Here is a 25,729-nt window from a genome sequence, read left to right on the forward strand (position 1 = left end):
TGGAGCGGAGTCCGTCGGGGGCCTGCAGGGGCTTCGCCGGGCATGCCACGCTGAGCCCGGGGATTCACTCGGCCTGCGGGCCCGCCCTTCGGGCGGCTTCGCCGTGCAAACCGCTGCGCGGTTTGTGACGAGGCGCTGCGCGCCTCGCGCCACCCGCTTCGCGGGTGGTCGAACCAAGGGGTTCGAACCAGGCCACCCCTCACCGGATGCAAATAAAAAGGCCCCGCGAGGGGGCCTTTTTATTTGCATCTGGCGGAGAGGGGGGGATTCGAACCCCCGAGGCGCTATAAACGCCTGCCTGATTTCGAGTCAGGTACATTCAACCACTCTGCCACCTCTCCGGTGGCCCGGCCGCAGCCGGGGCGGGAATGATACGTGGCGCGGCGCGCGCGGACAAGCCAAGCGTGCCGGCGGGCCGCCCCCGCAAGCAAACCTTGCCCGCGGCACGGCCGGCCCGGATGATTGCACGCTACTCCAGCGCAGCCTCGCCCCGGGCCTTCATGATCGAATTCGGACACCTCACCCACCCCGGCCTGCGCCGGGCGCTGAACGAGGACACGTACTACGGCGACAGCGAGCTGGGGCTGTGGCTGGTGGCCGATGGCATGGGCGGGCACGCCTGCGGCGAGGTCGCCAGCGCGCTGGCGCGCGAGGCGATCGTGCGCGAGGTGCGCCAGGGCACGCCGCTGGCACAGGCGCTGCGGGTGGCCGACGAGGAGATCATCCGTGCCTCGCGCCGCCGCAACGACGCCCTGCCCATGGGCACCACGGCCGTGGTCCTGCGGGTCCAGGGCGAGCGCTTCGAGGTGGCCTGGATCGGCGACAGCCGCGCCTACCTGTGGCGCGACGGCCGCCTGGCCCAGCTCAGCCAGGACCACAGCTACGTGCAGGAACTGATCGCCCAAGGCAGCCTCACGCCCGAGGAGGCGCGCACCCACCCGCAGCGCAGCGCGGTCACCCAGGCCCTGGGCGTGACCGATCCGGCGCACCTGAAGGTGGCGACCATGTCCGGCGAACTGCGCCCGGGCATGCAGCTGCTGCTGTGCAGCGACGGGCTGACCGAGGAAGTGGACGACGCGCGTATCGCCGAGGTGCTGTCCTGGCAGGACTGCAGCGCGCAGGAATGCGTGGACATCCTGGTCGCGGCGGCGCTGGACGGCGGCGGTTCGGACAACGTCACCGCGGTGCTGGTGCGCTGCCACTGAGGCACCGGCTCAGGCCGGTTGCAGCTCGGCTTCCGGTTCCGGCAGCGGCTCGTACTGGTCCCAAAGCGCGCGCCCGGCCTTCTTGCGCAGGTGTGCCAGGCGGCGCGCATGCGCTTCCAGCTCCTCCGGCGCGGCCGCGATGCGCGGGCGCTCGCCGGCCACCGGGGCGAAGCTGACCGTGGCCACCGCCGGGCCGGTGGACGGCGCCTCGACCTCGGCGAAGCCGATCTCCTCCTGGCCGGAGGTCAGGGCGATGTAGACGTCGGCCAGGATCTGCGCGTCCAGCAGCGCGCCGTGCAGCTGGCGGTGCGAGTTGTCCACGCCCAGGCGCTTGCACAGCGCGTCCAGCGAATTGCGCTGGCCGGGGAAGCGCTCGCGCGCCAGCAGCAGGGTGTCGACCACGGTGCAGCGGTCGGCGATGCGGCCGTAGTGCTCGCCGCAACGCGACAGCTCGTAGTCGAGGAAGCCGAGGTCGAACGCGGCGTTGTGGATGATCAGCTCGGCGCCGTCGATGTATTCGAGGAATTCGTCGACGATCTCCTCGAACGACGGCTTGTCGGCCAGGAACTCCAGGGTCAGGCCGGTGACTTCCTGGGCGCCGGCCTCGAACTCGCAGTCGGGCTTGAGGTAGCGGTGGAAGTTGCGCCCGCTCGGGCGCCGCTCCAGCAGCTCCACGCAGCCGATCTCGACCACGCGGTTGCCCTTCTTCCACTCCAGGCCGGTGGTTTCGGTATCGAGGATGATCTGGCGCATCGGCGCAAGTTTACCGCGCCGCGGCCCGGGCCTGCTGGGACGCAGCGCGGGCGATCGCGTCCACGCGCTCGTTGTCCGGGTCGCCGTTGTGGCCCTTGACCCAGCGCCACTCGATGCTGTGGCGCTGGCAGGCCGCGTGCAGGCGCTCCCACAGGTCGCGGTTCTTGACCGGGTCGCCGCCGGCGGTCTTCCAGCCGCGGCGCACCCAGCCGGGCATCCATTCGGTGATGCCCTGGCGCACGTACTGCGAGTCGGTGAACAGTACCACCTCGCAGGGCTCGGTCAGCGCCTCCAGGGCGCTGATGGCAGCCATCAGCTCCATGCGGTTGTTGGTGGTGACCGGCTCGCCGCCGGACAGCTCGCGTTCGTGGGCCTTGTAGCGCAGCAGCGCGCCCCAGCCGCCCGGCCCGGGGTTGCCGGAGCAGGCGCCATCGGTGTGGATCTCGATCTTCTTCATCAGGTTTCCGTGTTCAGGCCGCCGGCGCGGCCCCGGGTCGCCGCCAGCCTGCCGGCACCGGTCCCACCGGCGCGAGCGCGCGCTTTTCGAACTCCAGCACGCACCCGGCGCGCAACGATGCCGCGCCCCCGCCGGGATTGCCAGCACTTTCGCGCGGACGCCAGCGCGGCCCGACGCAGCGCGGCGGCGCCACCGCCACCAGGCCGAGGGCGTGCAGGCGCTGGATCCAGGCGCCCAGCGGGCGCGCCGCGACCCCGGCCAGGCCGGCACGCAGGCGGTACGGGCTGTACGGGTTGAAGGTGCAAAGCCACAGCCGGCCGCCGTCCAGCAGCACCCGCTCGCACTCCTCCAGCAGGGTCTGCAGTCCCCGCGACGGGGCGTGCTGCACCACCACGTGGGCGATGCAGCCGCTGGCCACCGGCAGGGGCAGGTCGCAGCGCACGCTGCCCTGGTAGCCGCCGGCGCCGCCGCCATGGTGCAGCAGCAGGCCCCGTGCGGGCGGCGGGACCCAGTCCTCCGGGGCCTCCGGGCACAGCCACAGCCACGGCTGCACCGGCCGTTCAGCCAGGCGCCGCAGCACCCATTGGCGCTCCGCCGCCAGCAGGATCCGGCCCTGCGGGGCGCTGAACCAGGCCGGGGCACCGGGTTGACGGCGGGTGGCGGGCGCAGGCATGGTCCCGATTCTATGCGACCGACCCCGCTGCCGGCATTGCAGGACAACTATGTCTGGGCCATGGGTGCAGGCAGGGCGCTGGTGGTGGACCCCGGGTCCGCCGAGCCGGTGCTGGCCGCCGCCGGGCGCGGGATGGTGCCCGCCGCGATCCTGCTGACCCACCACCACGCCGACCACTGCGCCGGGGTGCCGGAGCTGCTCGAGCGCTGGCCGGGATTGCCGGTGGTCGCGCCGGAGGACCCGCGCATCCCGCACGCCACCGAGCGCGCCACCGACGGCGCGCGGCTGCAGCTGGCCGGGCGCGAGATCCGGGTGATCGCCGTGCCGGGGCATACCCGCAGCCATGTGGCCTATCTGGTCGAAGGCGTGCTGTTCTGCGGCGATACCCTGTTCAGCCTGGGCTGTGGGCGCCTGTTCGAGGGCGATGCCGAGCAGATGCATGACTCCCTGCAGCGCCTGGCCGCCCTGCCCGACCAGACCCTGGTGTGCTGCGGGCATGAATACACCCTGGCCAATGCCGCCTTCGCCCTGGCGGTGGAGCCGGGCAATCCGGCCCTGGTCCGGCGCCACGCCGAGGCCCGCGCCCAGCGCGAGGCCGGCCAGCCCACCGTGCCGGTCACCCTGGCCACCGAGCGCGACACCAACCCGTTCCTGCGCTGCGCCGAACCGGCCGTGCGCGAGGCGGCGGCGCACCGCCTGGGCCATGCCCCGCGCAGCGACGCGGAGTGTTTCGGCGCCCTGCGCGCCTGGAAGGACGGGTTCGGCGCATGAGGCGCGCCTGGCCCGCCGTGCTGGTGGCGTGCTCCTGTGCGGCCTTCGCCCAGGAGCCCCGCCCCGACCCGGCGGCCACCGAGCCACCCGCGCCGGCCAGCGAGCCGGCGGCGCCGGATGCGGACGCGCCGGCCGCTGACGCCTCCCCCGAGCTGCCGGAGGGCATGCGCAGCGGGCGCGAGATCTACCAGGCGTTCCTGGATGGCCTGGCCGAGCCTGGCTGCGACGCGGGCGCGACCCGCTACGAGCAACACTTCCGCCATGCGCCGGCGCGCCTGGCCGATCCGGACAGCGACGCCCTGCCCCTGTTCGGCCACGTGGTCGACGCCCTGCGCGCGGCGCACCTGCCGACCGAATACGCCCTGATTCCGTTCGTGGAAAGCGGTTACGCCCCCGGCGCGCGCAACGGCGGCGGCCCGGCGGGGCTGTGGCAGTTCGTCACCCATACCGCGCGCCACCACGGGGTGCCGGTCACCAAGCATTACGACGGCCGCCTGTCGCCGGCCGAGTCCACCCGCGCAGCGGTGCAGTACCTGCGCAAGCTCAACGGCATGCTCGGCGGCAACTGGCGCCTGACCGCGATGGCCTACAACGCCGGCGAGTCGCGCGTGCTGCGGGCGCTGCGCCATAGCGGCGAGCAGGCGCTGGAGGCCACGCCAGGCTCGCTGCAGGGCCTGTCCGGCGTCACCTATGCCTATGTCGACAAGCTCCACGCCCTGGCCTGCGTGCTGACCCGCGCCGGCGAGGAAGCGGAATGGATGGCGCGGCTGGACCGTCCGGTGCTGCACCTGGAGGCGCGCCCGCTGGAAGGCGCCGGCGGACTGGAGGCCTGGGCCCTGGGCAACGGCCAGGATCCAACGGTGCTGCGCCGCCTCAACCCTGCCCTGGGCCAGCGCTGGACCAGCCCGCCGCTGGCCCTGGTGCAGGCCATCGCACCGCCGGCGCCGGTGGCGCTGGCGCCGGTGCGTGCCACCGCGGAGGTGGAGGAAGCACCCGCGGTGGCGACCACCCGGGTGCACACCGTGCGCCGCGGCGAGTCGGCCTGGGTGATCGCCAGGCGCTATGGCGTGGCCGTGCGCCAGCTGCTGGAACTCAACAACCTCAACGCCAACAGCGTGCTGCGGCCGGGGATGCAGTTGCGCGTGGAGTGAGTGGGCCGGGCCACCCATCAAACAAACAAAAAAAAGGGGGCGCCAGGAGGCGCCCCCGTTCTTTTGGCCCCAATCGCCGCTCCCGTCAAAGCTGGGTTTCGTCGATGCGGACCTTGAACTGGCTGCGGATGCGGCGGATGTAGTCCTCGGCCGCGGCGGCGCCGTCGATCTGGGCGAACTGCTGGCGCAGCAGGGCGCGCTGCTCCTGCGGCAGTTCCTCCGGCTTGCCCGGATGCACGGCATTGACCGCGAACACCGCCTGGCGGCCATCCGGCAGGGCGAAGCGGCCGAACGCGGCCTTGCCCTCTTCCGGCGCGGCCACGGCGAAGATGGCGCGGTTGGCCTCGCGCGAAGGCACCGGCGCGCCACGCGGCAGGCCAGGCAGCGGCATGACGCCGTCCTCGGCAGTGGCCAGCGCGGCCAGCGCCTCGCCCTTGCGCAGGCGCTCCAGCGCGGCCTCGGCGGCGGCCACCGCGGCCTTGTTGCGGCGGTCGGCACGCACCGCGGCCTCGACCTGCCCACGCACCTCGGCCAGCGGCATGGCCTCGGCCGGCTCGTGCTCCACCACCCGGATCAGGACGCTGTGCTGCGGACCGATCTGGATCGGGTCGCTGGCGGTGCCGTCCTCGATCAGGGCCTCGGAGAACGCGGCACGCTTGACCTCGGGCGCCGCGGCGATGCCGACCGTGTCGTCGCGGCTGAACGGACCGAGCTTGCGCACTTCCAGCTTCAGCTCGCGCGCGGCCGGTTCCAGCGAGGACGGGTTCTCGTAGGCCAGGTCGGTCAGGCGGCCAACCAGTTCGCTGAAGGCGCGCTCGCGCTCGGCCTGCGCCAGCTCGCGCGCCAGCTCGTCGCGCACTTCCTCGAACGGGCGCGCGGCGCCTTCCTTGACCTCGCGCAGCTGCAGCACGTGCCAGCCGAAGTCGGTCTTCACCGGGCCGCGCACCTCGCCAGCCTGCATCGCGAACAGCGCTTCCTCGAACGGCGCCACCATGGTGCCGCGCTCGACCCAGCCCAGGTCGCCGCCGGCATCGCGCGAACCCGGGTCCTCGGAATGCTCGCGCGCCAGCGCGGCGAAATCGGCACCCGGCGCGGCGGCCTGCCTGGCCAGCTCGGCGGCCTTGCGCTCGGCCGCGGCGGCGTCGCCACCCTCCGGCACGCGCACCAGGATGTGCGAGGCCAGGCGGCGCTCCGGCTCGCCGAAGCGCAGCTTCTCTTCCTCGTAGCGCTGGCGCAGGGTGGCCTCGTCGGCCGGCGCCGGCTCCGGCACCTGCTGCGCGGTCACTTCCACGTACTCGATGCCCACCCGTTCCGGGCGCATGAAGTCGGCGGTGTGCGCCTCGTACCAGGCCTTGGCGTCGTCGTCGGTCACCGCTGCGGTGTCCTCCGGCGCCGGCGGCAGCACCACCAGTTCGACGTCGCGGGTCTCGCCGGACAGGCGCAGCAGGCGGTCCAGCTCGGCGTCGGTGACGAAGGCCGAGTTGCCCACCGCCATCGGCACCAGCGACTGCCGCAGCGACTGCCGCACCAGCTCGTCGAACTGGCTCGGGGTGCGCGGCGGGTACTGCGAGGACAGCGCCATGCGGTAGGCGTCCATGTTGAACTTGCCGTCCACCTGGAATGCCGGGATCGAGGCGATGTATTCGCGCACCGCGGCGTCGGAGACGACCACGCCCTCGCGGCCGGCGGCCAGCAGCAGCGCCTTCTCGTCGATCAGCTCGTCCAGCACGCGGCGCTTGTTCTCGATGCTCTCGAACTGGCGCGGGTCGAACGCCTCGCCCTGTTGCTGGCGGGCCAGCATCCGGGCCTGCTCGAAGCGCTGGCGGAACTCCTCGCCGCTGACCTCCTGGTGCTCCCACAGCAGCGAGACCGGCCAGAAGCCGGGCGCGCCCTTCCACCACGACGGCGGCGCCTTGACCTGGGCCACGTTGTTGGCGCCCATGCCACCGAGGTAGCTCTGGTCGACGACGAAGAGGAACGGAATCATCAGCAGGGCGATGATGACCGTGGCAACCCAGCCCGATGACCGATCGCGGAGTTTCTGCAGCATTGTTAGCCCGGTGTAGGTAAGCGGCGAATGTAAGCCGCGCAGTGTAACCCGGGCCGGCGCCGCGCGGACTGCCCGCCGGCTCCCCCGCAACCAGGCTTTTTGCGCTCCCCGGCCGGCGCGTTTCCGGGCATGGCCGTGTGGCGCACGCCCGGTCCGGCGCCTGCGCGGGAAGCCTGCCGTGGAGCAGGCAAGGCCGCTACGCATGCGCATTTGCCGCGCGAGGCGCGGACAAAAAGAAAGCCCCCGGTTTCCCGGGGGCTTTCCAGATAAGTGGCGGAGTGGACGGGACTCGAACCCGCGACCTCCGGCGTGACAGGCCAGCATTCTAACCGACTGAACTACCACTCCGCGCTGAGACAGCCATTGTAAGACAAGTTTTCAGGCTTGAGAAGACCGTCTTACAAATTTTTTTGCATTCCGAAGCTGGTGGGTGCTGAGGGTTTCGAACCCCCGACCCTCGCCTTGTAAGGGCGACGCTCTACCGCTGAGCTAAGCACCCGGGTCAGGCAAGCCCGCTTCGGAAGCGGGCCGGTTAGTTTACAGCGTCCTTCAGCGCCTTGCCAGCCTTGAACGCCGGATTCTTCGAGGCCTTGATCTTGATGGTCTCGCCGGTCTTCGGGTTGCGACCGGTGCGGGCAGCGCGCTTGCGCACCTGGAAGGTGCCGAAGCCGACCAGGGTGACGGCGTCGCCCTTCTTCAGCGCCTTGGTGACCGAGTTGATCACCGCGTCGACCGCGCGCGCGGCCTCGGCCTTGGTGATTTCGGCTTCGCTGGCGACGGCGTCGATCAGATCGGTTTTGTTCATTCGTATTTACTCCCTGTGCGGTCTTGCCGCGAGATGTGTGACCGGGTCGCGTCCGTGGAGCGTGCCGGCAGGTCTGGTTCCGCGGACTGGGCGTGGCCAGTGCGGGTGCGCCCGTTATACAGGGCGCCCCCAAGGGCCGCAAGCCGGAAATGCAGCACTGGCGGGCTTTTCATGCCCGCCTGTCGGATTCGCGCGGCGCGCGGCCGCGGACTTTTCAGTGCTTTACGTCGGTCCGGTCGGCCACCGGGCGCTGCCGGCGGCCACCGCTGCGGCCGCCGCCGCGCACGGCCACCTTCGCGCCGGCCGGGGCCAGCGGCCGCTCCAGGGCCAGGTCCAGGACCTCGTCGATCCACTTCACCGGCACGATCTTCAGCCCCTCGGTGACGTTGGCCGGGATGTCGGCCAGGTCCTTGCGGTTCTCCTCGGGGATGATCACCGTGCGGATGCCGCCGCGCAGCGCGGCCAGCAGCTTCTCCTTCAGGCCGCCGATCGCGGTGACCTTGCCGCGCAGGGTGATCTCGCCGGTCATGGCGATGTCCGCGCGCACCGGCACCTTGGTCAGGGTCGATACCAGCGCGGTGACCATGGCGATGCCGGCGCTGGGGCCGTCCTTCGGGGTGGCGCCGTCGGGCACGTGCAGGTGCACGTCGTGCTTCTGCAGGAAGTCGGCCTCGATGCCCAGCCGCTCGGCGCGCGCGCGCACCACCGACAGGGCCGCCGAGGCGGATTCCTTCATGACGTCGCCCAGCTGGCCGGTGAGGATCAGCTGGCCCTTGCCCGGGACCAGGGTGGCCTCGATCTGCAGCAGGTCGCCGCCGACCTCGGTCCAGGCCAGGCCGGTGACCAGGCCGATCTCGTTCTGCTCCTCGGCGCGGCCGAAGTCGAAGCGGCGCACGCCCAGGTACTTGTCCAGGTTGGCCGCGGTGACCTGCACCAGCGCGCCCTTGCGCTTGCCGGCGGCCTTGCGCGCGGGCTTCTTCTTCGCCGGCTCCGGCCCCTTGAGCGCGATCTCCTTGACCACCTTGCGGCAGATCTTGGCGATCTCGCGCTCCAGGTTGCGCACGCCGGACTCGCGCGTGTAGTAGCGCACGATGTCGCGGATCGCGTCCTCGGCGATCGACAGCTCCTCGGGCTTGAGGCCGTTGGCCTTCTGCTGCTTCGGCACCAGGTAGCGGGTGGCGATGCTCAGCTTCTCGTCCTCGGTGTAGCCCGGGATGCGGATGACCTCCATGCGGTCGAGCAGCGGGCCGGGGATGTTCAGCGAATTGGAGGTCGCCACGAACATCACCTCGGACAGGTCCAGGTCGACCTCCAGGTAGTGGTCGTTGAAGCTGTGGTTCTGCTCCGGGTCCAGCACCTCCAGCAGCGCCGACGACGGGTCGCCGCGGAAGTCCATCGACATCTTGTCGATCTCGTCGAGCACGAACAGCGGATTCTTGGTGCCGACCTTGTTGAGGTTCTGCACGATGCGGCCCGGCATCGAACCGACGTAGGTGCGGCGGTGGCCGCGGATCTCGGCCTCGTCGCGCACGCCGCCCAGGCTCATGCGCACGAACTTGCGGTTGGTGGCCTTGGCGATGGACTGGCCCAGCGAGGTCTTGCCCACGCCCGGCGGGCCGACCAGGCACAGGATCGGGCCCTTCATCTGCTTGACCCGCGACTGCACCGCCAGGTACTCCAGGATCCGCTCCTTGACCTTCTCCAGGCCGTAGTGGTCGGCGTCCAGGGTGTCCTGCGCGGCCTTGAGGTCCTTGCGCACCTTGCTGCGCTTCTTCCACGGCACGCCCAGCAGCCAGTCGAGGTAGTTGCGCACCACCGCGGCCTCGGCCGACATCGGCGACATCTGCTTGAGCTTGTTCAGTTCGCTCTTGGCCTTGGCCTCGATGGCCTTGGGCATGCCGGCCTCGGCGATCTTGCGCGCCAGCTCCTCCATCTCCCCCGGCGAGTCGTCCAGGTCGCCCAGCTCCTTCTGGATCGCCTTCATCTGCTCGTTGAGGTAGTACTCGCGCTGGCTGCGCTCCATCTGCGACTTCACCCGGCCGCGGATGCGCTTCTCCATCTGCTGCACGTCGATCTCGCCCTCGACCAGGCCGACCAGCAGCTCCAGGCGGTCGCCGGTGTCGAAGGTCTCCAGCAGGCGCTGCTTGTCGGCCAGGCGCACGCCGATGTGGGCCGAGATGGTGTCGGCCAGGCGGCCGGGCTCCTCGATCCCGGACAGGGTCTGCAGCAGCTCCGGCGGCAGCTTGCGGTTGGTCTTGACGTACTGCTCGAACAGGCTGGTCAGGGTGCGCGCCACCGCCTCGATCTCGCGCGGGTCGCGGCTGGTGCCCGGCTCGACCACGGTGCCGCGCCCGTGCAGGGCGCCGTCGCGCTCGGCGATGTCGCCCGCCTGCACGCGCGCGGTGCCCTCGACCAGGACCTTGATGGTGCCGTCGGGAAGCTTCAGCAGCTGCAGCACGGTGGCCAGGGTGCCGACGGTGTAGAGGTCGGCCGCCTGCGGGTCGTCGGTCTCGGCCGACTTCTGCGCGACCAGCAGGATCTGCTTGTCGCCTTCCATCGCCTGCTCAAGGGCGCGCATGGACTTGTCCCGGCCCACGAACAGCGGGATGACCATGTGCGGGAACACCACCACGTCGCGCAGCGGCAGGACGGGCAGTTCGAGGGCGTCGGATCGGGTGCGGGACATGGAAGCTCCGGGAAACATTGGCGGCGGCCGGCGGGCCGCCTGCCCCCGTTATGGGGGCAGGCCGGAAGCGATGCAAGATGCACGCAAGATCGCCTTCCGGATCAAGCACTTGGGAAAACAAAGCCCCCGCCACGGGGTGGCGGGGGCCGGGTTGCCGCGGGCGCTGGAGGCCGGCCGTCAGTCGGCCGAGGCCACCTTCGGCGAGGCCGCCGGCGGGGTCTGGTAGATCAGGTACGGCTCGGTCTTGTGCTCGATCACCGACTCGTCCACCACCACCTTGCTGACGTTCTCCATGGACGGCAGCTCGTACATGGTGTCCAGCAGCACCGACTCGACGATGGTGCGCAGGCCACGGGCGCCGGTCTTGCGCTTGAGCGCCTTGCGCGCGATCGCGGTCAGGGCGTCCGGGCGGAACTCCAGCTCCACGCCTTCCATCTCGAACAGCTTCTTGAACTGCTTGGTGATGGCGTTCTTCGGCTCGGTCAGGATCTTGACCAGGGCGGCCTCGTCCAGCTCCTCCAGGGTCGCCACCACCGGCAGGCGGCCGACGAACTCGGGGATCAGGCCGAACTTGATCAGGTCCTCCGGCTCGACCTCGGCCAGCAGCTTGCCGGTGTCGGCCTTGACCTTGGTGCTCTTGACCTTGGCGCCGAAGCCGATGCCGCCAGCCTCGCTGCTGCGCTGCTGGATGATCTTGTCCAGGCCGGCGAACGCGCCGCCGACGATGAACAGGATGTTCTTGGTATCGACCTGCAGGAATTCCTGCTGCGGGTGCTTGCGCCCGCCCTGCGGCGGGACCGAGGCCACGGTGCCCTCGATCAGCTTCAGCAGCGCCTGCTGCACGCCTTCGCCGGACACGTCGCGGGTGATCGACGGGTTCTCGCTCTTGCGCGAGATCTTGTCGATCTCGTCGATGTAGACGATGCCCTGCTGCGCCTTCTCGACGTCGTAGTCGCACTTCTGCAGCAGCTTCTGGATGATGTTCTCCACGTCCTCGCCGACGTAGCCGGCCTCGGTGAGCGTGGTCGCGTCGGCGATCGTGAACGGCACGTTGAGCAGCCGCGCCAGGGTCTCGGCCAGCAGGGTCTTGCCCGAACCGGTCGGGCCGACCAGCAGGATGTTCGACTTGGCCAGCTCGACGTCCTCGTTGCGCTGGCGGCTCTCGATGCGCTTGTAGTGGTTGTAGACGGCCACCGCGAGGGTCTTCTTCGCCCGATGCTGGCCGATCACGTACTGGTCCAGCACCTCGAGGATCTCGCGCGGCTTGGGCAGCGAGCTGCGCGCCGACTGCGCCTTCTCCTCGAGTTCCTCGCGGATGATGTCGTTGCAGAGCTCCACGCATTCATCGCAGATGAACACGCTGGGGCCGGCGATCAGCTTGCGCACCTCGTGCTGGCTCTTCCCGCAGAAAGAGCAGTAGAGGATCTTGTTGCCATCGCCGGTACGGCCTTGCCGGTCTTCGCTCATGCTTGTGCTTTTCCAGTATTGCGTCCCGCCGGGGCGGGTTGGGGGCGAGAATAGCACAGGGCCGGAACCGCGCCAGAAGCGCGCCGGACCTGGGGTCTCGGGGGGAGCCCGGGGGCGTCGGGGGACGCGCCCGGGGCCCGGGGCCGGTCAGCCGGCCTGGATGGAGTCCTCGGGGCGGCGCTCCAGGACCTCGTCGACCAGGCCGTAGGCCTTGGCCTCGGCGGCGCCCTTGAAGTTGTCGCGCTCGGTGTCGCGGGCGATGGTCTCGATGCTCTGGCCGGTGTGGTGGGCGAGGATCTCGTTCAGCCTGGCGCGCATGCTCAGGATCTCGCGCGCGTGGATGTCGATGTCCGTGGCCTGGCCCTGGAAGCCGCCCAGGGGCTGGTGGATCATCACCCGCGAGTTGGGCAGCGCGTAGCGCTTGCCCGGGGCGCCGGCCGCCAGCAGCACCGCGCCCATGGAGGCGGCCTGGCCGACGCAGATGGTGCTCACGTCCGGCTTGATGTACTGCATGGTGTCGTAGATCGCCATGCCCGCGGTCACCAGGCCGCCTGGCGAGTTGATGTACAGGCTGATGTCCTTCTCGGGGTTCTCGGCCTCCAGGAACAGCATCTGGGCGATGATCACGTTGGCCACGTGGTCCTCGACCGGGCCGACCAGGAAGATCACCCGTTCCTTCAGCAGGCGCGAGTAGATATCGTAGGCGCGCTCACCGCGGCTGGTCTGCTCGACCACCATCGGGACCAGGTTCAGGGCTTTGGTCGGAATCATTCTCATGCTGCGGGCGCCTCTTGCGGGTAGTCGGGGGTGCTTGGCCGGACGGACCGGCCGGCTGCGGCGGCGGGCGGTTCGGCCCGCCGCCACGGCGCCATCATGCCCGGATCGCTTCCTGGAACGACAGCGCCTGCTCGGTGTGCTGGGCGCGCTCGGCGATCCAGTCGATCACCTGCTCTTCCATCACCCGGGCCTGCAGTCCCTGCATCAGCTGGGGGTCGTTGCGGTACATCTCAATGACCTGCTCCGGCTCCTCGTAGGTCGAGGCGATGAGACGCAGGGTTTCGTTCAGGCGCTTGGGGTCCAGGCGCAGGTCGTTGCGGCGGGCGATCTCGCCCACCAGCAGGCCGGCCAGGACGCGCTTGCGCGCCGGCTCCAGGAACTGCTGCCAGGCGTCGGCCGGGACCTGGCCCGGGTCGCGGCCACTGCGGCGGACCTGCTCCAGCTGCTGGAACAGCATGCCGCGGGCTTCGTTCTCGACCGTGCGCGGCGGCAACTCGACGTGGGCGTAGGCGGCGACCAGCTGCTCGCCGACCTCGCGGCGCAGGCGGTTCATCAGCGCGCCCTTGAGCTCGCGCTCCAGGTTGGTGCGGATGTCCTCGCGGAACTTGTCCATCTGTCCGCTCTTGACGCCGAAGCTCTTGATGAACGCGGCATCGACCTCCGGCAGCACCGGCTCGGAGACCTGCTGCAGGACCACGTGGACCTGGGCGGTCTTGCCGGCCAGTTCGGCCTGGCGCCAGGCCTCCGGGAAGGCCACGTCGAGCACGTGCTCGGTGCCCTGCTCCAGGCCGGCCAGGGCGTCTTCCAGCGCCGGCAGCAGCTGGGCCGAGCCGATGATGGTGGAGAAGCGCTCCTCGCCCTCGGCCGGCTGGCGGAAGTCGCCGGCCTCGGTCCACAGGGTGCCGACCACCAGGTCGCCCTTGGCCGCGGCGCGCTCGACCTTGCTCCAGGTGCGGCGCTGCAGGCGCAGGTTCTCGATCATCTGGTCGATGTCGGCCTCGGTGACCTCGGCGGTGTGGCGGATCACCCGGAGCTTGGTCACGTCGATCTCGCCGAAGTCCGGCACCACCTCGAAGGTGGCGACGAAGTCCAGGCTGTCCTCGGCGGCGCGGTCGATGCGCGGGGCGCCGGCCAGGCGCAGCTCGTGCTCGCGCACCGCGGCGTCGAAGGTCTGGCGCACCAGCGCGCCCAGGACCTCGGCGCGGACCTGGTCGCCGAAGCGCTGCTCGATCACCTTGGCCGGAACCTTGCCCGGGCGGAAGCCCTTGATGCGGGCGGTGCGGGCGATCTCGCGCAGGCGGCCGCTGACGCCGGCTTCCAGCTGCTCCGCCGGCAGGCTGAAGTTCAGGCGGCGCTCGAGGTTGCCCGTGGATTCGACGGAAACTTGCATGTGGTCTTGGCTCCTGCGCCGCGGCGGCTGGCCGCGGGTCGATCGGTTTGGGTGGACGGACAGCGCCGACATCCTGCCGGCGTGCGCGGGAAACGCGCTAGTTTGGCCGATCCCCGGCGGCCGCGCCAGTATTCGTCACGATGCCATTGACAGGCGCTCGGCGCATTCACGACAATAGCCGGCCTTACGGAGCGCGGACGCTCCGGGAGCCGGTTTCCGGCCTGCCGGAGCCGGAGCCGGAGCCAGAACGCCGGGGTATAGCGCAGTCTGGTAGCGCGCCTGCTTTGGGAGCAGGATGTCGGGGGTTCGAATCCCTCTACCCCGACCATCCTGCTGTCGGCAGCAGGGCGATGCGAAACCGTGTTGTGCGCCTGTAGCTCAACCGGATAGAGCACCGGCCTTCTAAGCCGGCGGTTGCAGGTTCGATTCCTGCCAGGCGCGCCATTACGGGCACTGGCCGGAAGTTGCTTCAAATGTGGTGGCTGTAGCTCAGTTGGTTAGAGTACTGGATTGTGATTCCAGTGGTCGTGGGTTCGAATCCCATCAGCCACCCCACCCTTCGGTGCAAATTTCCTGCAAAGGGGGCTTGCACAAGTCGCGAGGTGTCATTACACTGAGCGGCTCAGGTTTCAGGGGCCGTTAGCTCAGTTGGTAGAGCAGCTGACTCTTAATCAGTAGGTCCAAGGTTCGAATCCTTGACGGCCCACCACCCTGTAGGAAGCGCCCGGCAATGCCGGGCGTTTTTCGTTGGGCAACCCGGATTTGCGGCGCGCTAGAATGCGCCGGCACGCGCGAAAGTGGCGGAACTGGTAGACGCACTGGATTTAGGTTCCAGCGGGTAACCCCCGTGCGGGTTCGAGTCCCGCCTTTCGCACCATTCCCGGCGGAACCGCCGGCAAACGCGCATCGTCCCTGCAGTCGTCCGCAGGCCGCCGCCGGTCGGCCGGTCATGCCCCGCTCCGGTGGCTGCCTGTATGCTTCCGGCCAGTCCATCCTGATTCGACGGAGCGAACCATGCGCAGCGGAAATCCCGCCCTCAGGGAATCCACCTTCCTCGACCTCGGCAGCGGCACCGTCGTGTCGCGCGATGCCGGGGCAATGACCCTCAACGGCACCGTCAACAAGACCGGCCTGCTGTTGCTGCTGGCCGTGCTGACCGGCGCCTTCGCCTGGTCGCAGGTGCAGGTCACCGAATACGGCGTGACCGGCATGGGCTATGTCTGGGGCGGCATGATCGCGGGCTTCGTCCTGGCCCTGGCCACCATCTTCAAGAAGGAGTGGTCGCCGGTCACCGCGCCGCTGTACGCGCTGGCCGAAGGCCTGTTCCTGGGCGCCATCTCCTCGGTGTTCGAGGCCCGCTTCCCGGGCATCGTGATGCAGGCGGTGATGCTGACCTTCGGCACCCTGTTCGCCCTGCTGTTCGCCTACCGCAGCGGCCTGATCCGGGCCACCGAGAACTTCAAGCTGGGCGTGGTCGCGGCCACCGGCGGCATCGCCCTGGTGTACCTGGCCTCGATCGTGCTGGGCTTCTTCGACATCCGGATCCCCTTCATCCACGAGTCCGGGATCATCGGCATCGGCTTCAGCCTGTTCGTGGTGGTGATCGCGGCGCTGAACCTGGTGCTGGACTTCGACTTCATCGAGACCGGCGTCGAGCAGGGTGCGCCCAGGTACATGGAGTGGTACGGCGCCTTCGGCCTGATGGTCACCCTGGTGTGGCTGTACCTGGAAATCCTGCGCCTGCTGTCCAAGCTGCAGTCGCGCGACTGACCTCCCGCCCCGGCGGGACCCGCGGACGGGCGCCTTCGGGCGCCCGTTTGCGTTTGCGCGCTCCCCGCCGCTGCCACCGGCGCAAAAAAGAACGGGGCGCCGAAGCGCCCCGTCCAGGTACTGCGTGGCTGCCGCGCGGCCGCTCAGAGGCGGCTGGCGATGGCCTTGGCGAAGCCCATGGTGGTGCCGGTGCCGCCCAGGTCGCCGGTCAGCGAGTCCTTGGCCTCCAGGGTGGCGACGATCGCCTTGCGCAGGCGCTCGGCGTTGGCGCCCTGGCCGATGTGGTCCAGCATCTGCGCCGCCGCCAGCAGCAGCGCACAGGGGTTGGCGATGCCCTTGCCGGCGATGTCCGGGGCGGTGCCGTGGACGGCCTCGAAGATCGCCGCCTTCTCGCCGATGTTGGCGCCCGGGGCCAGGCCCAGGCCGCCGACCAGGCCGGCGCACAGGTCGGAGATGATGTCGCCGAACAGGTTGGTGGTGACCAGGATGTCGAACTGCTCGGGGCGCATCACCAGCTGCATGCAGGCGTTGTCCACGATCATTTCCTGGAACTCGATGTCCGGGTACTGCGCGGCCACCTCGCGGGCGACGTTCAGGAACAGGCCCGAGGTCGACTTGATGATGTTGGCCTTGTGCACCGCGGTGACCTTCTTGCGGCCGGTGCTGCGGGCCAGCTCGAAGGCGTAGCGGACGATGCGCTCGGAGCCCTTGCGGGTGACGCGGGTGCTGGAGACGGCGACCTCGCCGTCCGGGGAGACTTCCTGGCCCTCGGACAGGTAGGCGCCCTCGGTGTTCTCGCGCACCGTGATCATGTCGATGTTCTCGTACCGCGACTTGGTGTTCGGGAACGAGATCGCCGGGCGTACGTTGGCGTACAGGTCGAAGTGGCGGCGCAGGCTGACGTTGATCGAGGTGAAGCCGCCGCCCACCGGGGTGGTCAGCGGGCTCTTCAGGGCGACCTTGTTGCGCTCGATGGAGGCCAGGGTCTCCTTCGGCATCAGGTCGCCGTGCTTCTCCAGCGCCACGACGCCGGCGTCGGCGAACTCGTACTCCAGGCCCGCGCCAAGCTGGTCGAGGACGTGCAGGGTTGCATCCATGATCTCCGGGCCGATGCCGTCGCCGCGGATGACCGTGATCTTCTGGGTCATGAGGAATAGTTCCGGACAGGCGCGGCAGGTCCCGGGAGCGGGTCCGGCTGCGCAGGGAGGGGAAAGTTGGTGCTGAAATTATGCCCCATCCCGGCTGAATACAGGTTCCGACCATGGGAGCATGCCCGACCGCCCTCGCCGGGCCCGGGCTCAACCGTGCTCGTGGACCGGGGGCTGGCCGGCCTCCCCCGCCTCCAGGCTGTCGAGGAAGTCCACGGCCCGGCGCAGGTGGGGGATGACGATCGAGCCGCCCACCACCAGGCCGACCGAGAACGCCTCGAAGAACTCCTCGCGGCTGACCCCGGCCTGCCGGCACTGGGCCACGTGGTAGCTGATGCAGTCGTCGCAGCGCAGCACCAGCGAGGCCACCAGGCCCAGCAGCTCCTTGATCTTCACGTCCAGGGCGCCGGCCTGGTAGGCCTGGGTGTCCAGGGCGAAGAACCGGCGCACGACCTGATTGGGCTCGGCCAGGATCCGCTGGTTCATGCGCTGGCGGAACTCGGTGAACTCTCGGACGCGGTCGCCGCCGCTCATGCCGAACCCTCCGGCGCCTGGCCTTCCAGCAGCGGCAGCAGCTTGCCGGCCCGGTGCAGGGCCATCATGTCGTCGTAGCCACCGACGTGGACCTCGCCGATGAAGATCTGCGGGACGCTGGTGCGGCGGGTCAGGTTGACCATCTTCTCGCGCTCGGCCGGGTCCAGGTCGACCCGGATTTCGGTCCACTCCCGGCCCTGGCTCTTGAGGAAGTTCTTGGCCGCCACGCAGTACGGGCAGATGGCGGTGGAATAGATGCGGATGGCGGGGGGCGCTTCGGACACGGGAAACTCCAGCGGTATTACGGGGTCGAAGCGGCTATGGTATCGGGCTGCGGAGATCGCGCGCGTAACGCTCCGTCCCGCCACCGGATTAACTTTGGATTCACCCGTCGGCCCGGCGCGCGCGCAATGCTGGGCCGAACCACGGAGTAACGCGCTTGCCCGCTCCCCGCCCCCTCGCCGCCGCCCTGCTGCTGACGCTGATGCTGGCCCCGGCCGGGCCGGCTCCGGCGCAGGACAGCCTGCGCCTGCCGGACATCGGGTCCTCGGCCGGCGAACTGCTCACCCCCGCCAGGCAGGAGGAGTACGGCGGGATGATGCTGCGCGAGCTGCGCAACTACGGCTACCTGCTGGACGACCCGCTGATCGACGACTGGCTGCAGGCGCTGGGCGACCGCCTGGGCGCCTACAGCGACCGGCCCGAACAGCGCTACACGCTGTTCATGCTGCGCGACCGCCAGATCAACGCCTTCGCTACCCTCGGCGGCTACATCGGTGTCAATGCCGGCCTGGTACTGACCGCCGAGCGCGAGGACGAGGTGGCGGCGGTGCTGGCGCACGAGATGGCCCACGTCACCCAGCAGCACGTGCTGCGCGGGGTCGAGCGCGCCCAGCGCGACCAGATCCCGATCCTGCTGGGCATGCTGGCGGCGGTGGTCGCGGCCCAGGCCGCCGGCGGCTCGTCCTCCGGCGACGCCTCGCAGGCGGCCATCATCAGCGCCATGGGCCTGATGCAGCAGAACCAGATCAACTACACCCGCGCCAACGAGCACGAGGCCGACCGCCTCGGCATCCGCGCCCTGGCCCGCAGCGGCTACGACGTGGACGCGATGGCCGACTTCTTCGCGCGCATGTCGTTCGCCACCCGCGGCAACTCCGGCGGCTACAGCGTGCCCGAGTACCTGCGCACCCACCCGGTCAACACCACCCGCATCGCCGAGGCCAAGCAGCGCGCCGACCAGATGCGCGGGCGCAGCGTCACCGCCACCACCACCGTGGGCGAGGTGGACGGGGAAACCGTCTCGCGGGTGGAGCGGGTGGTCGCCGAGCCCCCGACGCAGCCGCAGTTGCCGCCGCTGCTGGCCGGGCGCGGCAATCCCCTGCTCCCGGCCGGGCTGGAACTGGCCTCGCTGGGCGGCAGCGCGCGGCCCTCCGGGGCCACCGGCCACTTCGAGTGGGCGCGCGAGCGCCTGCGCGCGCTCAGCGCCACCACCACCGACGCGGCGGTGCGCGAGTACGAGGCCCTGCGCCGCGCCAGCCCCTCCGGGCTGAGCCCGGCGCAGCGCTATGGCCTGGCCGTGGTGCGCCTGTCCAGCGAACCGGCGGCGGTGGCGGGCGAGCTGCGCCAGCTGTTGGAGGAGGACCCGCAGAACCTGTGGGTGGCCCTGGCCCTGGCCGAGGCCGAGGCGCAGGCCGGGCGCACGGCCGAAGCCAATGCCCGCCTGGACCAGCTGCTGCAGCGCCACCCTGGCCACCGCGCGGTGGTGCTGACCTATGCCAAGGTGCTGGTCGCCCAGGGCAACGAAGCCGCCGGCAAGCGTGCCCAGGAAGTGCTGCGGCCACTGCTGGCGCGCTCCGGCAACGACCCGGTGTTCCAGCGCACCTTCGCCCGTGCCTGCGAGCTGGCCGGCGACAGCGCGCGCGCCGGCGAGGCTTATGCCGAGGCCGCCTTCCTCAACGGGCGGCCGGAGCAGGCGCTGATCCAGCTGGAGACGCTGAAGAAGCGCGGCGACCTGGACTACGTGGCGCGCGCGCGGATCGACGCGCGGATCGCCGCGATCACCCCCACGGTGCTGGAACTGCGCCGCCAGGGCGTGCGCGATCCGGACATGCAGCGGCGTTGAACGCCGCCGCCGGCCGTTGTCATGGAACTGTCATGCAACGGTAGTCTAATGACTGGCGATACTGGAGGAGCCGGCGTGCAGAAGCAGATCCTCATCGTCGACGACGAGCCCGCGATCCGCGACATGGTCGCCTTTGCCCTGCGCAAGGGCGAATACGTGCCGGTGCATGCGGGCGACGCGCGCGAGGCCCAGGCCGCCATCGCCGACCGCGTCCCGGACATGATCCTGCTGGACTGGATGCTGCCCGGCACCAGCGGCCTGGAGCTGGCCCGGCGCTGGCGCCGCGAGGCGCTGACCCGCGACATCCCGATCATCATGCTCACCGCCCGCGGCGAGGAGAACGACCGGGTCGGCGGCCTGGAGGCCGGGGTGGACGACTACGTGGTCAAGCCGTTCTCCTCGCGCGAGCTGCTGGCGCGGGTGCGGGCGGTGCTGCGGCGCGCGCGCGAGGACGACGAGGACGGCAGCGTCTCGGCCGGCGTCCTGCGCATCGACGGCGCGGCCCACCGCGTGTTCGCCGGCGAAGCCCCGGTGCCGATCGGCCCCACCGAGTACCGCCTGCTGCACTTCTTCATGACCCACCCGGACCGGGTGTACAGCCGTGCCCAGCTGCTGGACCACGTCTGGGGCGGCAGCGTGTACGTGGAGGAGCGCACGATCGACGTGCACATCCGCCGCCTGCGGCGGACCCTGGAGCCGTTCGGCGCCGAGGGCATGGTGCAGACGGTGCGCGGCGCCGGCTACCGTTTCTCGGCCTCGGCCTGATCCCCGCGCGGATGGACAGCCGGACCGGCCCCTTCCCGCCCGCGGGCGCACCACGCTTCCCCGACCCGGAGTCCGCCCTGCCCGCCGACGCCGGCGCGCGCGAGGACGCGGCCCGGCTACGCCAGGCCTGGCGCCGTACCCTGGCCGGCACGGTGCTGGTGCTGGCCGGCGCCGCCGTTGGCGGCTTCGCCAGCGGCCATCCCGGCGCGGTGCTGGCGGCGGTGGCACTGGCTCTGCTGGCCTGGCACGGCTGGCGCCTGCACCGGGTGCTGGCCGCGCTGGACCGGCGCCAGCACCGCGAACCGCCATCCGGCGGCGGCGCCTGGAACGCCCTGGACCGGCTCCTGCACCGCAACCAGGCCGGCATGCGCGCACGCAACCGCCGCCTGCTGGACATGCTGCAGGCCTACCGCGCCGCGGCCGCCGCGCTGCCGGACGCGGTGCTGGTGGTGGACCGCAACACCCAGCGCATCCTGTGGTTCAATCGCGCCGCCACCGCGCTGCTGGGCCTGCAGCACCCGCGCGACCTGGGCGCGCCGGTAGCCGCGCGCCTGCGGCCGCTGCCGATGGCACGCTGGATGGCGGCCGGGCGCAACGCCGAACCGATCCTCGACGCGCCCTCCCCGGTGGACCCGGGCCTGCGCCTGAACCTGCGCCTGATCCCCTATTCGGAGGACTACTGGCTGCTGCTGGCACGCGACGTCAGCAAGCTGCTGCACCTGGAGCAGATGCGCCGCGACTTCGTCGCCAACGTCTCCCACGAGTTGCGCACCCCGCTGACCGTGGTCCACGGCTACCTGGACATGCTCGACCCGGAGGACTTCCCCGGGTGGGGCCCGATGCTGGCGGAGATGCAGAAGCAGTCGCAGCGCATGACCCAGCTGGTCGAGGACCTGCTGGCACTGTCGCGGCTGGAGGCGCGCGACAGCCTGCCTGAGGAGGAAGTAGCCATGGGCCCGGTGCTGGCGAGCCTGCGACGCGAGGCCGAGGCCTGCAGCCAGGGCCGCCACGCCATCGAGGTGCGCGACACCGCCGGTTGCGACCTGCTCGGCTCGGCGCGCGAACTGCACAGCGCCTTCTCCAACCTGGTCGGCAACGCGGTGCGCTACACCCCCGCCGGCGGCACCATCGCGATCGAATTCCGCCGCGGCGAAGATGGCGGCGCGGTGCTGGCCGTGCGCGACACCGGGGTCGGCATCCCGCCCGAACACATCCCCCGCCTGACCGAACGCTTCTATCGGGTCTCCGGCAGCCGCTCGCGCGAGAGCGGCGGCACCGGGCTGGGCCTTTCCATCGTCAAGCACGTGCTGGGCCTGCACCAGGCCCGGCTGTCGATCGACAGCAACGTGGGCCAGGGCAGCACCTTCGCCTGCCACTTCGGCCCCGAACGCGTCCGTCCGAGGCATGATCAGCAGCTGCAGGGGGTGCTGCCATGAACCGTCCGACCACCGACACGCGCACAGGCACCGAGGCACCGCAGCTGGTGCCCCTGCCCACCGGCCACGAGCCGGCCGACCCGCTGCGCGACCCGGCGCTGTACCTCAACCGCGAGCTTTCCCAGCTGGACTTCAACTTCCGGGTGCTGGCCCAGGCCCTGGACCCGCAGGTGCCGCTGCTGGAACGGCTGCGCTTCCTCTGCATCTCCTGCACCAACCTCGACGAGTTCTTCGAGATCCGCACCGCCACCGTGCGCCATGCGGCACAGCTCGGCCTGCCGCCGGCGTCCGACGGGATGGCCCCGGCGCAGCTGCTGGAATCGATCTACGCGCGTGCGGCGGAGCTGGTGCAGGCCCAGTACGACTGCTGGAACCAGGTGCTGCGCCCGGCGCTGGCCGAGTCCGGCGTGCGCATCCTGCCGCGCCAGGCCTGGAACCCGCGCCAGCGCCGCTGGCTGCGCGCCTACTTCCGCAACAAGGTCATGCCGGTGCTGTCGCCGCTGGGGCTGGATCCGTCGCACCCGTTCCCGCGCATCCTCAACAAGTCGCTCAACGTCGTCGTGATGCTCGAGGGCATGGATGCGTTCGGGCGACCGGGACACCTGGCGATCGTGCGCGCGCCGCGCTCGCTCAACCGCATCGTCGAGCTGCCGCGCCAGCTGCGCGGCAGAGACGAGCAGGCCTTCGTGCTGCTGTCCTCGATGCTCGCCGCCTTCGTCGACGAGCTGTTCCCCGGCATGACGGTCAAGGGCGCATACCAGTTCCGCGTCACCCGCAACTCGGAGCTGGTGGTCGACGAGGACGAGGTCGACAACCTCGCCTCGGCCCTGCGCACCGAACTGGCCGGCCGAGGCTACCGCCCGGCGGTGCGGCTGGAGATCGCCCACGACTGCCCGCGCCCGATCGTGCGCTCCCTGCTGCAGAACTTCGAGCTGCCGGAGAACGCGGTCTACTACATCGACGGCCCGGTCAACCTCAACCGCGTCATCCAGGTCCACGAGCTGGTCCAGCGCCCCGAACTGAAGTACCCCGCGTTCACCCCGCGCAACCGCTTCGAGGAAGGCAGCGTGTTCGAGGCGGTGGCGCGCGGCGACGTGCTGCTGCACCACCCGTTCGACTCCTTCAGCGCCGTGCTGGAGCTGCTCAAGCAGGCCGCGGTCGATCCGGACGTGCTGGCGATCAAGCAGACCCTGTACCGTACCGGCAAGGACTCGGCGATCGTCGACGCGCTGGTACAGGCCGCGCGCAACGGCAAGGACGTCACCGTCGTGGTGGAGCTGCGCGCGCGCTTCGACGAGGACGCCAACCTCGGCGTGGCCGACCGCCTGCAGGAAGCTGGCGTGCAGGTGGTGTACGGCGTGGTCGGCTACAAAACCCACGCCAAGATGCTGCTGATCGTGCGCCGCGAGGGCCGGCGCCTGCGCCGCTACGTGCACCTGGGCACCGGCAACTACCACAGCGGCACCGCGCGCAGCTACACCGACCTGGGCCTGATCACCGCCGACCCGGAGATCGGCAACGACGTGCACCTGCTGTTCCAGCAGCTGTCCGGGCTGGCGCCGTCGATCCGCCTGCGGCGCCTGTTGCAATCGCCGTTCACCCTGCACCAGGGGCTGCTGAGCCGGATCGCGCGCGAGGCGCAGCTGGCCGCCTCCGGGCGCCCCGGGCGGATCGTGGCCAAGATGAACGCGCTCAACGAGCCGCAGGTGGTGCGCGCGCTGTACCAGGCCTCGCAGGCCGGGGTGCAGATCGACCTGATCGTGCGCGGCGCCTGCACCCTGCGCCCGGGCGTGCCGGGCGTGTCCGACAACATCCGCGTGCGCTCGATCGTCGGCCGCTTCCTCGAGCACAGCCGGGTGTACTGGTTCGGCAACGACGGCCGCCCGGAGATGTACTGCGCCAGCGCCGACTGGCTGGAGCGCAACCTGCTGCGGCGGGTGGAGATCTGCTTCCCGATCCTGGACCCGGCGCTGGCCGAGCGGATCGAGCGCGAGGTGCTGCAGAACTGCCTGGCCGACAACCTCAATGCTTGGGAGCTGGGCCCGGACGGCACGTACCGCAAATGCGTGCCCGCCGAGGGCGAGGCGCCGCACTCGGCACAGCAGGCGCTGCTGGACGCGCTCTAGCCTCCCCGGTTACGGGCCGCGGGACGGCATCCGCTAAGATTCGCCGATGCCCCATTCCTCCCAATCCCGCCCGCAGGTCCAGGATGGCGATGCGCTGGCCGCGATCGATCTTGGTTCCAACAGTTTCCACATGGTGCTCGCCCGCTATTCGCTGGGCGAGCTGCGGGTGATCGACCGCCTGCGCGAGACCGTGCGCATGGCCGACGGCCTGGACGCCGACGGCGGCCTGGCACCGCAGTCGCGCGCGCGCGCGCTGGACTGCCTGGCCCGCTTCGGCCAGCGCCTGCGCGGGGTGGAGCGGCTGCACGTGCGCGCGCTGGCCACCAACACCGTGCGCCGGCTGCGCGATCCGCAGCCGTTCCTGGCCGAGGCAGAGGCCACCCTGGGCTTCCCGGTGGAAGTGGTGTCCGGCCGCGAGGAGGCGCGCCTGATCTACCTGGGCGTGGCCCACGCCCAGCCGCCCAAGCCCGGCCAGCAGCGGCTGGTGATCGACATCGGCGGCGGCTCGACCGAGTTCATCATCGGCCGCGGCTTCGAGCCGATCGAGCGCGAAAGCCGGCAGGCAGGCTGCATCGCATCGACCCGCCGTTTCTTTCCCGGCGGCAAGCTGTCGAAGAAGCGCTGGAAGGAAGCACTGGCGGTCATCACCGGCGAGTTCCGCCAGTTCGCCAGCCTTTACCGCGCGCGCGGCTGGGACGAGGTCCTCGGCTCCTCCGGCACGCACAAGTCGATCAGCGAGATCTGCGTGGCGATGGGCCTGACCAAGGGCGCAATTACCGCGCAGGCCTTGCCCCAGGTGCGCGAACGCCTGCTGCAGGCGCGCAGCATCGACGAGATCGACCTGCCCGGCCTGTCGTCCGAGCGCCGGCCGATCATCGCCGGCGGCATCCTGGTGCTGGAGGCGGCCTTCCAGTCGCTGGGCCTGGAAAAGCTGCTGGTCAGCAAGGCCGCCATGCGCGAGGGCATCCTCTACGACATGCTCGGCCGCGGCGGCGAGAACGATCCGCGCGACATCTCGGTGCAGGCGCTGATCCATCGCTACGGCATCGACCAGGAACAGGCCGGGCGCGTGCGGGACACGGCCCTGCAGCTGTTCGGCCTGGTGGCCGAGGCCTGGGCCCTGGACGAGGACGACGCGCGCATGCTCGGCTGGGCCGCCAGCGTGCACGAACTGGGCATGGCGATCGCACACACCCAGTACCACCTGCACGGCGCGTACGTCCTTGAGCATTCGGACATCTCCGGCTTCTCCCGCCAGGAGCAGCAGGTGCTGGCGGCGCTGGTGCGTACCCACCGCCGCGGCGTCCCGAAGTCGGCCTTCGACGCCCTGCCCGACCGCCTGCTGCTGTCTGCGCGGCGCAAGGCGGCACTGCTGCGCCTGGCGGTGCTGCTGCACCGCTCCCATGAGAGCGACGAACTGCCACCGCTGCAGCTGGAGGCGGGCCCGGCGTCGCTGCGCCTCGTCCTGCCCCAGGCCTGGGTCGAGGACCGGGCGCTGCTGCGTGCCGACCTGGCCGACGAGAAGAAGGGCATGGCGGGCCTGGGCATCGAGTTCGAGCACGCGCTGGCCTGAACGCCGGCACGGCGGCCCGGCACCCGCCGGGAACCCGTACAACCCCATCGGGGCGCGCCGTCCGTTT

The 25,729-nt window shown here is 70.6% G+C and carries 21 protein-coding genes and 8 tRNA genes; 14 read left to right on the forward strand and 15 right to left on the reverse strand.

Annotation, left to right across the window (positions count from 1 at the left end; translation table 11 throughout):
* Positions 1 to 250 precede the first annotated feature (250 nt).
* Positions 251 to 341 (reverse strand) — tRNA-Ser (locus PSEJ31_RS0104880).
* Positions 342 to 500: 159 nt separating this feature from the next.
* Here PSEJ31_RS0104880 and PSEJ31_RS0104885 point away from each other — a divergent pair.
* On the forward strand, positions 501 to 1,205 hold the full coding sequence (locus PSEJ31_RS0104885; protein ID WP_019399116.1) for a protein phosphatase 2C domain-containing protein: 705 nt from the start codon (positions 501 to 503) through the stop codon (positions 1,203 to 1,205).
* Between the two features lie 9 nt (positions 1,206 to 1,214).
* Here PSEJ31_RS0104885 and dnaQ read toward each other — a convergent pair whose 3' ends face one another.
* The 3 genes from dnaQ to PSEJ31_RS15680 are packed head-to-tail and all read right to left on the reverse strand — an operon-like array spanning position 1,215 to position 3,088.
* Positions 1,215 to 1,958 carry a DNA polymerase III subunit epsilon gene (dnaQ, locus tag PSEJ31_RS0104890; protein ID WP_019399115.1) on the reverse strand — a complete coding sequence of 248 codons (744 nt, stop codon included), beginning with the start codon at positions 1,956 to 1,958 and terminating at the stop codon, positions 1,215 to 1,217.
* A 10-nt stretch (positions 1,959 to 1,968) separates the two neighbouring features.
* Positions 1,969 to 2,415: a ribonuclease HI gene (rnhA, locus tag PSEJ31_RS0104895; protein WP_019399114.1), complete on the reverse strand. Its 447-nt coding sequence runs from the start codon at positions 2,413 to 2,415 to the stop codon at positions 1,969 to 1,971.
* A gap of 13 nt (positions 2,416 to 2,428) precedes the next feature.
* Complete coding sequence (locus PSEJ31_RS15680; protein ID WP_019399113.1) at positions 2,429 to 3,088, reverse strand: hypothetical protein; 660 nt, start codon at positions 3,086 to 3,088, stop codon at positions 2,429 to 2,431.
* A gap of 12 nt (positions 3,089 to 3,100) precedes the next feature.
* Here PSEJ31_RS15680 and gloB point away from each other — a divergent pair, with 12 nt between their 5' ends.
* Positions 3,101 to 3,859, forward strand: coding sequence for a hydroxyacylglutathione hydrolase (gene gloB, locus PSEJ31_RS0104905; RefSeq protein WP_026010625.1), 759 nt, complete (start codon positions 3,101 to 3,103; stop codon positions 3,857 to 3,859).
* On the forward strand, positions 3,856 to 5,010 hold the full coding sequence (locus PSEJ31_RS0104910; protein ID WP_028914819.1) for a lytic transglycosylase domain-containing protein: 1,155 nt from the start codon (positions 3,856 to 3,858) through the stop codon (positions 5,008 to 5,010). Before gloB ends, PSEJ31_RS0104910 begins: the two co-directional genes overlap by 4 nt.
* An 85-nt stretch (positions 5,011 to 5,095) precedes the next feature.
* On the opposite strand, the gene PSEJ31_RS0104915 is transcribed toward PSEJ31_RS0104910, so the two are convergent.
* From PSEJ31_RS0104915 to tig, 8 genes are all read right to left on the reverse strand, one after another.
* Positions 5,096 to 7,060, reverse strand: coding sequence for a peptidyl-prolyl cis-trans isomerase (locus tag PSEJ31_RS0104915; protein ID WP_028914820.1), 1,965 nt, complete (start codon positions 7,058 to 7,060; stop codon positions 5,096 to 5,098).
* A gap of 271 nt (positions 7,061 to 7,331) precedes the next feature.
* Positions 7,332 to 7,408: transfer RNA gene (locus PSEJ31_RS0104920), tRNA-Asp, on the reverse strand.
* A 76-nt stretch (positions 7,409 to 7,484) separates the two neighbouring features.
* A tRNA-Val gene (locus PSEJ31_RS0104925) sits at positions 7,485 to 7,559 on the reverse strand.
* A 33-nt stretch (positions 7,560 to 7,592) separates the two neighbouring features.
* A complete protein-coding gene (locus PSEJ31_RS0104930; protein WP_019397794.1) occupies positions 7,593 to 7,865 on the reverse strand; it encodes an HU family DNA-binding protein in 273 nt (90 codons plus the stop codon).
* 214 nt (positions 7,866 to 8,079) lie between these two features.
* The gene (lon, locus tag PSEJ31_RS0104935) at positions 8,080 to 10,551 is read right to left on the reverse strand and encodes an endopeptidase La (protein ID WP_028914821.1); all 2,472 of its coding nucleotides are present in this window, start codon (positions 10,549 to 10,551) and stop codon (positions 8,080 to 8,082) included.
* A gap of 177 nt (positions 10,552 to 10,728) precedes the next feature.
* Positions 10,729 to 12,018 (reverse strand): ATP-dependent Clp protease ATP-binding subunit ClpX, encoded by a 1,290-nt coding sequence (gene clpX, locus PSEJ31_RS0104940; protein WP_019397796.1) that lies wholly within the window; start codon positions 12,016 to 12,018, stop codon positions 10,729 to 10,731.
* A gap of 147 nt (positions 12,019 to 12,165) precedes the next feature.
* The gene (gene clpP, locus PSEJ31_RS0104945) at positions 12,166 to 12,789 is read right to left on the reverse strand and encodes an ATP-dependent Clp endopeptidase proteolytic subunit ClpP (RefSeq protein WP_019397797.1); all 624 of its coding nucleotides are present in this window, start codon (positions 12,787 to 12,789) and stop codon (positions 12,166 to 12,168) included.
* Positions 12,790 to 12,889: 100 nt separating this feature from the next.
* The gene (tig, locus tag PSEJ31_RS0104950; protein ID WP_028914823.1) at positions 12,890 to 14,185 is read right to left on the reverse strand and encodes a trigger factor; all 1,296 of its coding nucleotides are present in this window, start codon (positions 14,183 to 14,185) and stop codon (positions 12,890 to 12,892) included.
* A gap of 251 nt (positions 14,186 to 14,436) precedes the next feature.
* Here tig and PSEJ31_RS0104955 point away from each other — a divergent pair.
* From PSEJ31_RS0104955 to PSEJ31_RS0104980, 6 genes are all read left to right on the forward strand, one after another.
* Positions 14,437 to 14,513 (forward strand) — tRNA-Pro (locus PSEJ31_RS0104955).
* A 39-nt stretch (positions 14,514 to 14,552) separates the two neighbouring features.
* Positions 14,553 to 14,629 (forward strand) — tRNA-Arg (locus PSEJ31_RS0104960).
* A 34-nt stretch (positions 14,630 to 14,663) separates the two neighbouring features.
* Positions 14,664 to 14,740 (forward strand) — tRNA-His (locus PSEJ31_RS0104965).
* A 78-nt stretch (positions 14,741 to 14,818) separates the two neighbouring features.
* Positions 14,819 to 14,894: transfer RNA gene (locus PSEJ31_RS0104970), tRNA-Lys, on the forward strand.
* Between the two features lie 82 nt (positions 14,895 to 14,976).
* Positions 14,977 to 15,062: transfer RNA gene (locus tag PSEJ31_RS0104975), tRNA-Leu, on the forward strand.
* Positions 15,063 to 15,199: 137 nt separating this feature from the next.
* A complete protein-coding gene (locus tag PSEJ31_RS0104980; protein WP_019399631.1) occupies positions 15,200 to 15,955 on the forward strand; it encodes a Bax inhibitor-1/YccA family protein in 756 nt (251 codons plus the stop codon).
* 143 nt (positions 15,956 to 16,098) lie between these two features.
* Here PSEJ31_RS0104980 and PSEJ31_RS0104985 read toward each other — a convergent pair whose 3' ends face one another.
* The 3 genes from PSEJ31_RS0104985 to grxC form a co-directional block, all read right to left on the reverse strand.
* Positions 16,099 to 17,103 carry an isocitrate dehydrogenase gene (locus tag PSEJ31_RS0104985; protein ID WP_028914824.1) on the reverse strand — a complete coding sequence of 335 codons (1,005 nt, stop codon included), beginning with the start codon at positions 17,101 to 17,103 and terminating at the stop codon, positions 16,099 to 16,101.
* Between the two features lie 150 nt (positions 17,104 to 17,253).
* Entirely contained in the window at positions 17,254 to 17,637 is a 384-nt protein-coding gene (locus tag PSEJ31_RS0104990) for a carboxymuconolactone decarboxylase family protein (protein WP_028914825.1), read from the reverse strand.
* Positions 17,634 to 17,921, reverse strand: coding sequence for a glutaredoxin 3 (grxC, locus tag PSEJ31_RS0104995; RefSeq protein WP_028914826.1), 288 nt, complete (start codon positions 17,919 to 17,921; stop codon positions 17,634 to 17,636). The genes PSEJ31_RS0104990 and grxC overlap by 4 nt, the downstream gene beginning before the upstream one ends.
* Positions 17,922 to 18,121: 200 nt before the next feature.
* On the opposite strand from grxC, the gene PSEJ31_RS0105000 reads away from it, so the two are divergent.
* From PSEJ31_RS0105000 to ppx, 5 genes are all read left to right on the forward strand, one after another.
* Positions 18,122 to 19,762 carry a M48 family metalloprotease gene (locus tag PSEJ31_RS0105000; protein WP_051403663.1) on the forward strand — a complete coding sequence of 547 codons (1,641 nt, stop codon included), beginning with the start codon at positions 18,122 to 18,124 and terminating at the stop codon, positions 19,760 to 19,762.
* A 75-nt stretch (positions 19,763 to 19,837) separates the two neighbouring features.
* Positions 19,838 to 20,527, forward strand: coding sequence for a phosphate regulon transcriptional regulator PhoB (gene phoB / locus PSEJ31_RS0105005; protein WP_026010729.1), 690 nt, complete (start codon positions 19,838 to 19,840; stop codon positions 20,525 to 20,527).
* Between the two features lie 11 nt (positions 20,528 to 20,538).
* Entirely contained in the window at positions 20,539 to 21,963 is a 1,425-nt protein-coding gene (gene phoR, locus PSEJ31_RS0105010; protein WP_019399625.1) for a phosphate regulon sensor histidine kinase PhoR, read from the forward strand.
* Positions 21,960 to 24,089 (forward strand): polyphosphate kinase 1, encoded by a 2,130-nt coding sequence (gene ppk1, locus PSEJ31_RS0105015; protein ID WP_232210972.1) that lies wholly within the window; start codon positions 21,960 to 21,962, stop codon positions 24,087 to 24,089. Before phoR ends, ppk1 begins: the two co-directional genes overlap by 4 nt.
* A gap of 46 nt (positions 24,090 to 24,135) precedes the next feature.
* A complete protein-coding gene (ppx, locus tag PSEJ31_RS0105020; protein ID WP_028914829.1) occupies positions 24,136 to 25,662 on the forward strand; it encodes an exopolyphosphatase in 1,527 nt (508 codons plus the stop codon).
* Positions 25,663 to 25,729: the final 67 nt, after the last annotated feature.

Source organism: Pseudoxanthomonas sp. J31 (assembly GCF_000510725.1).
Taxonomy (GTDB): Bacteria; Pseudomonadota; Gammaproteobacteria; order Xanthomonadales; family Xanthomonadaceae; genus Pseudoxanthomonas.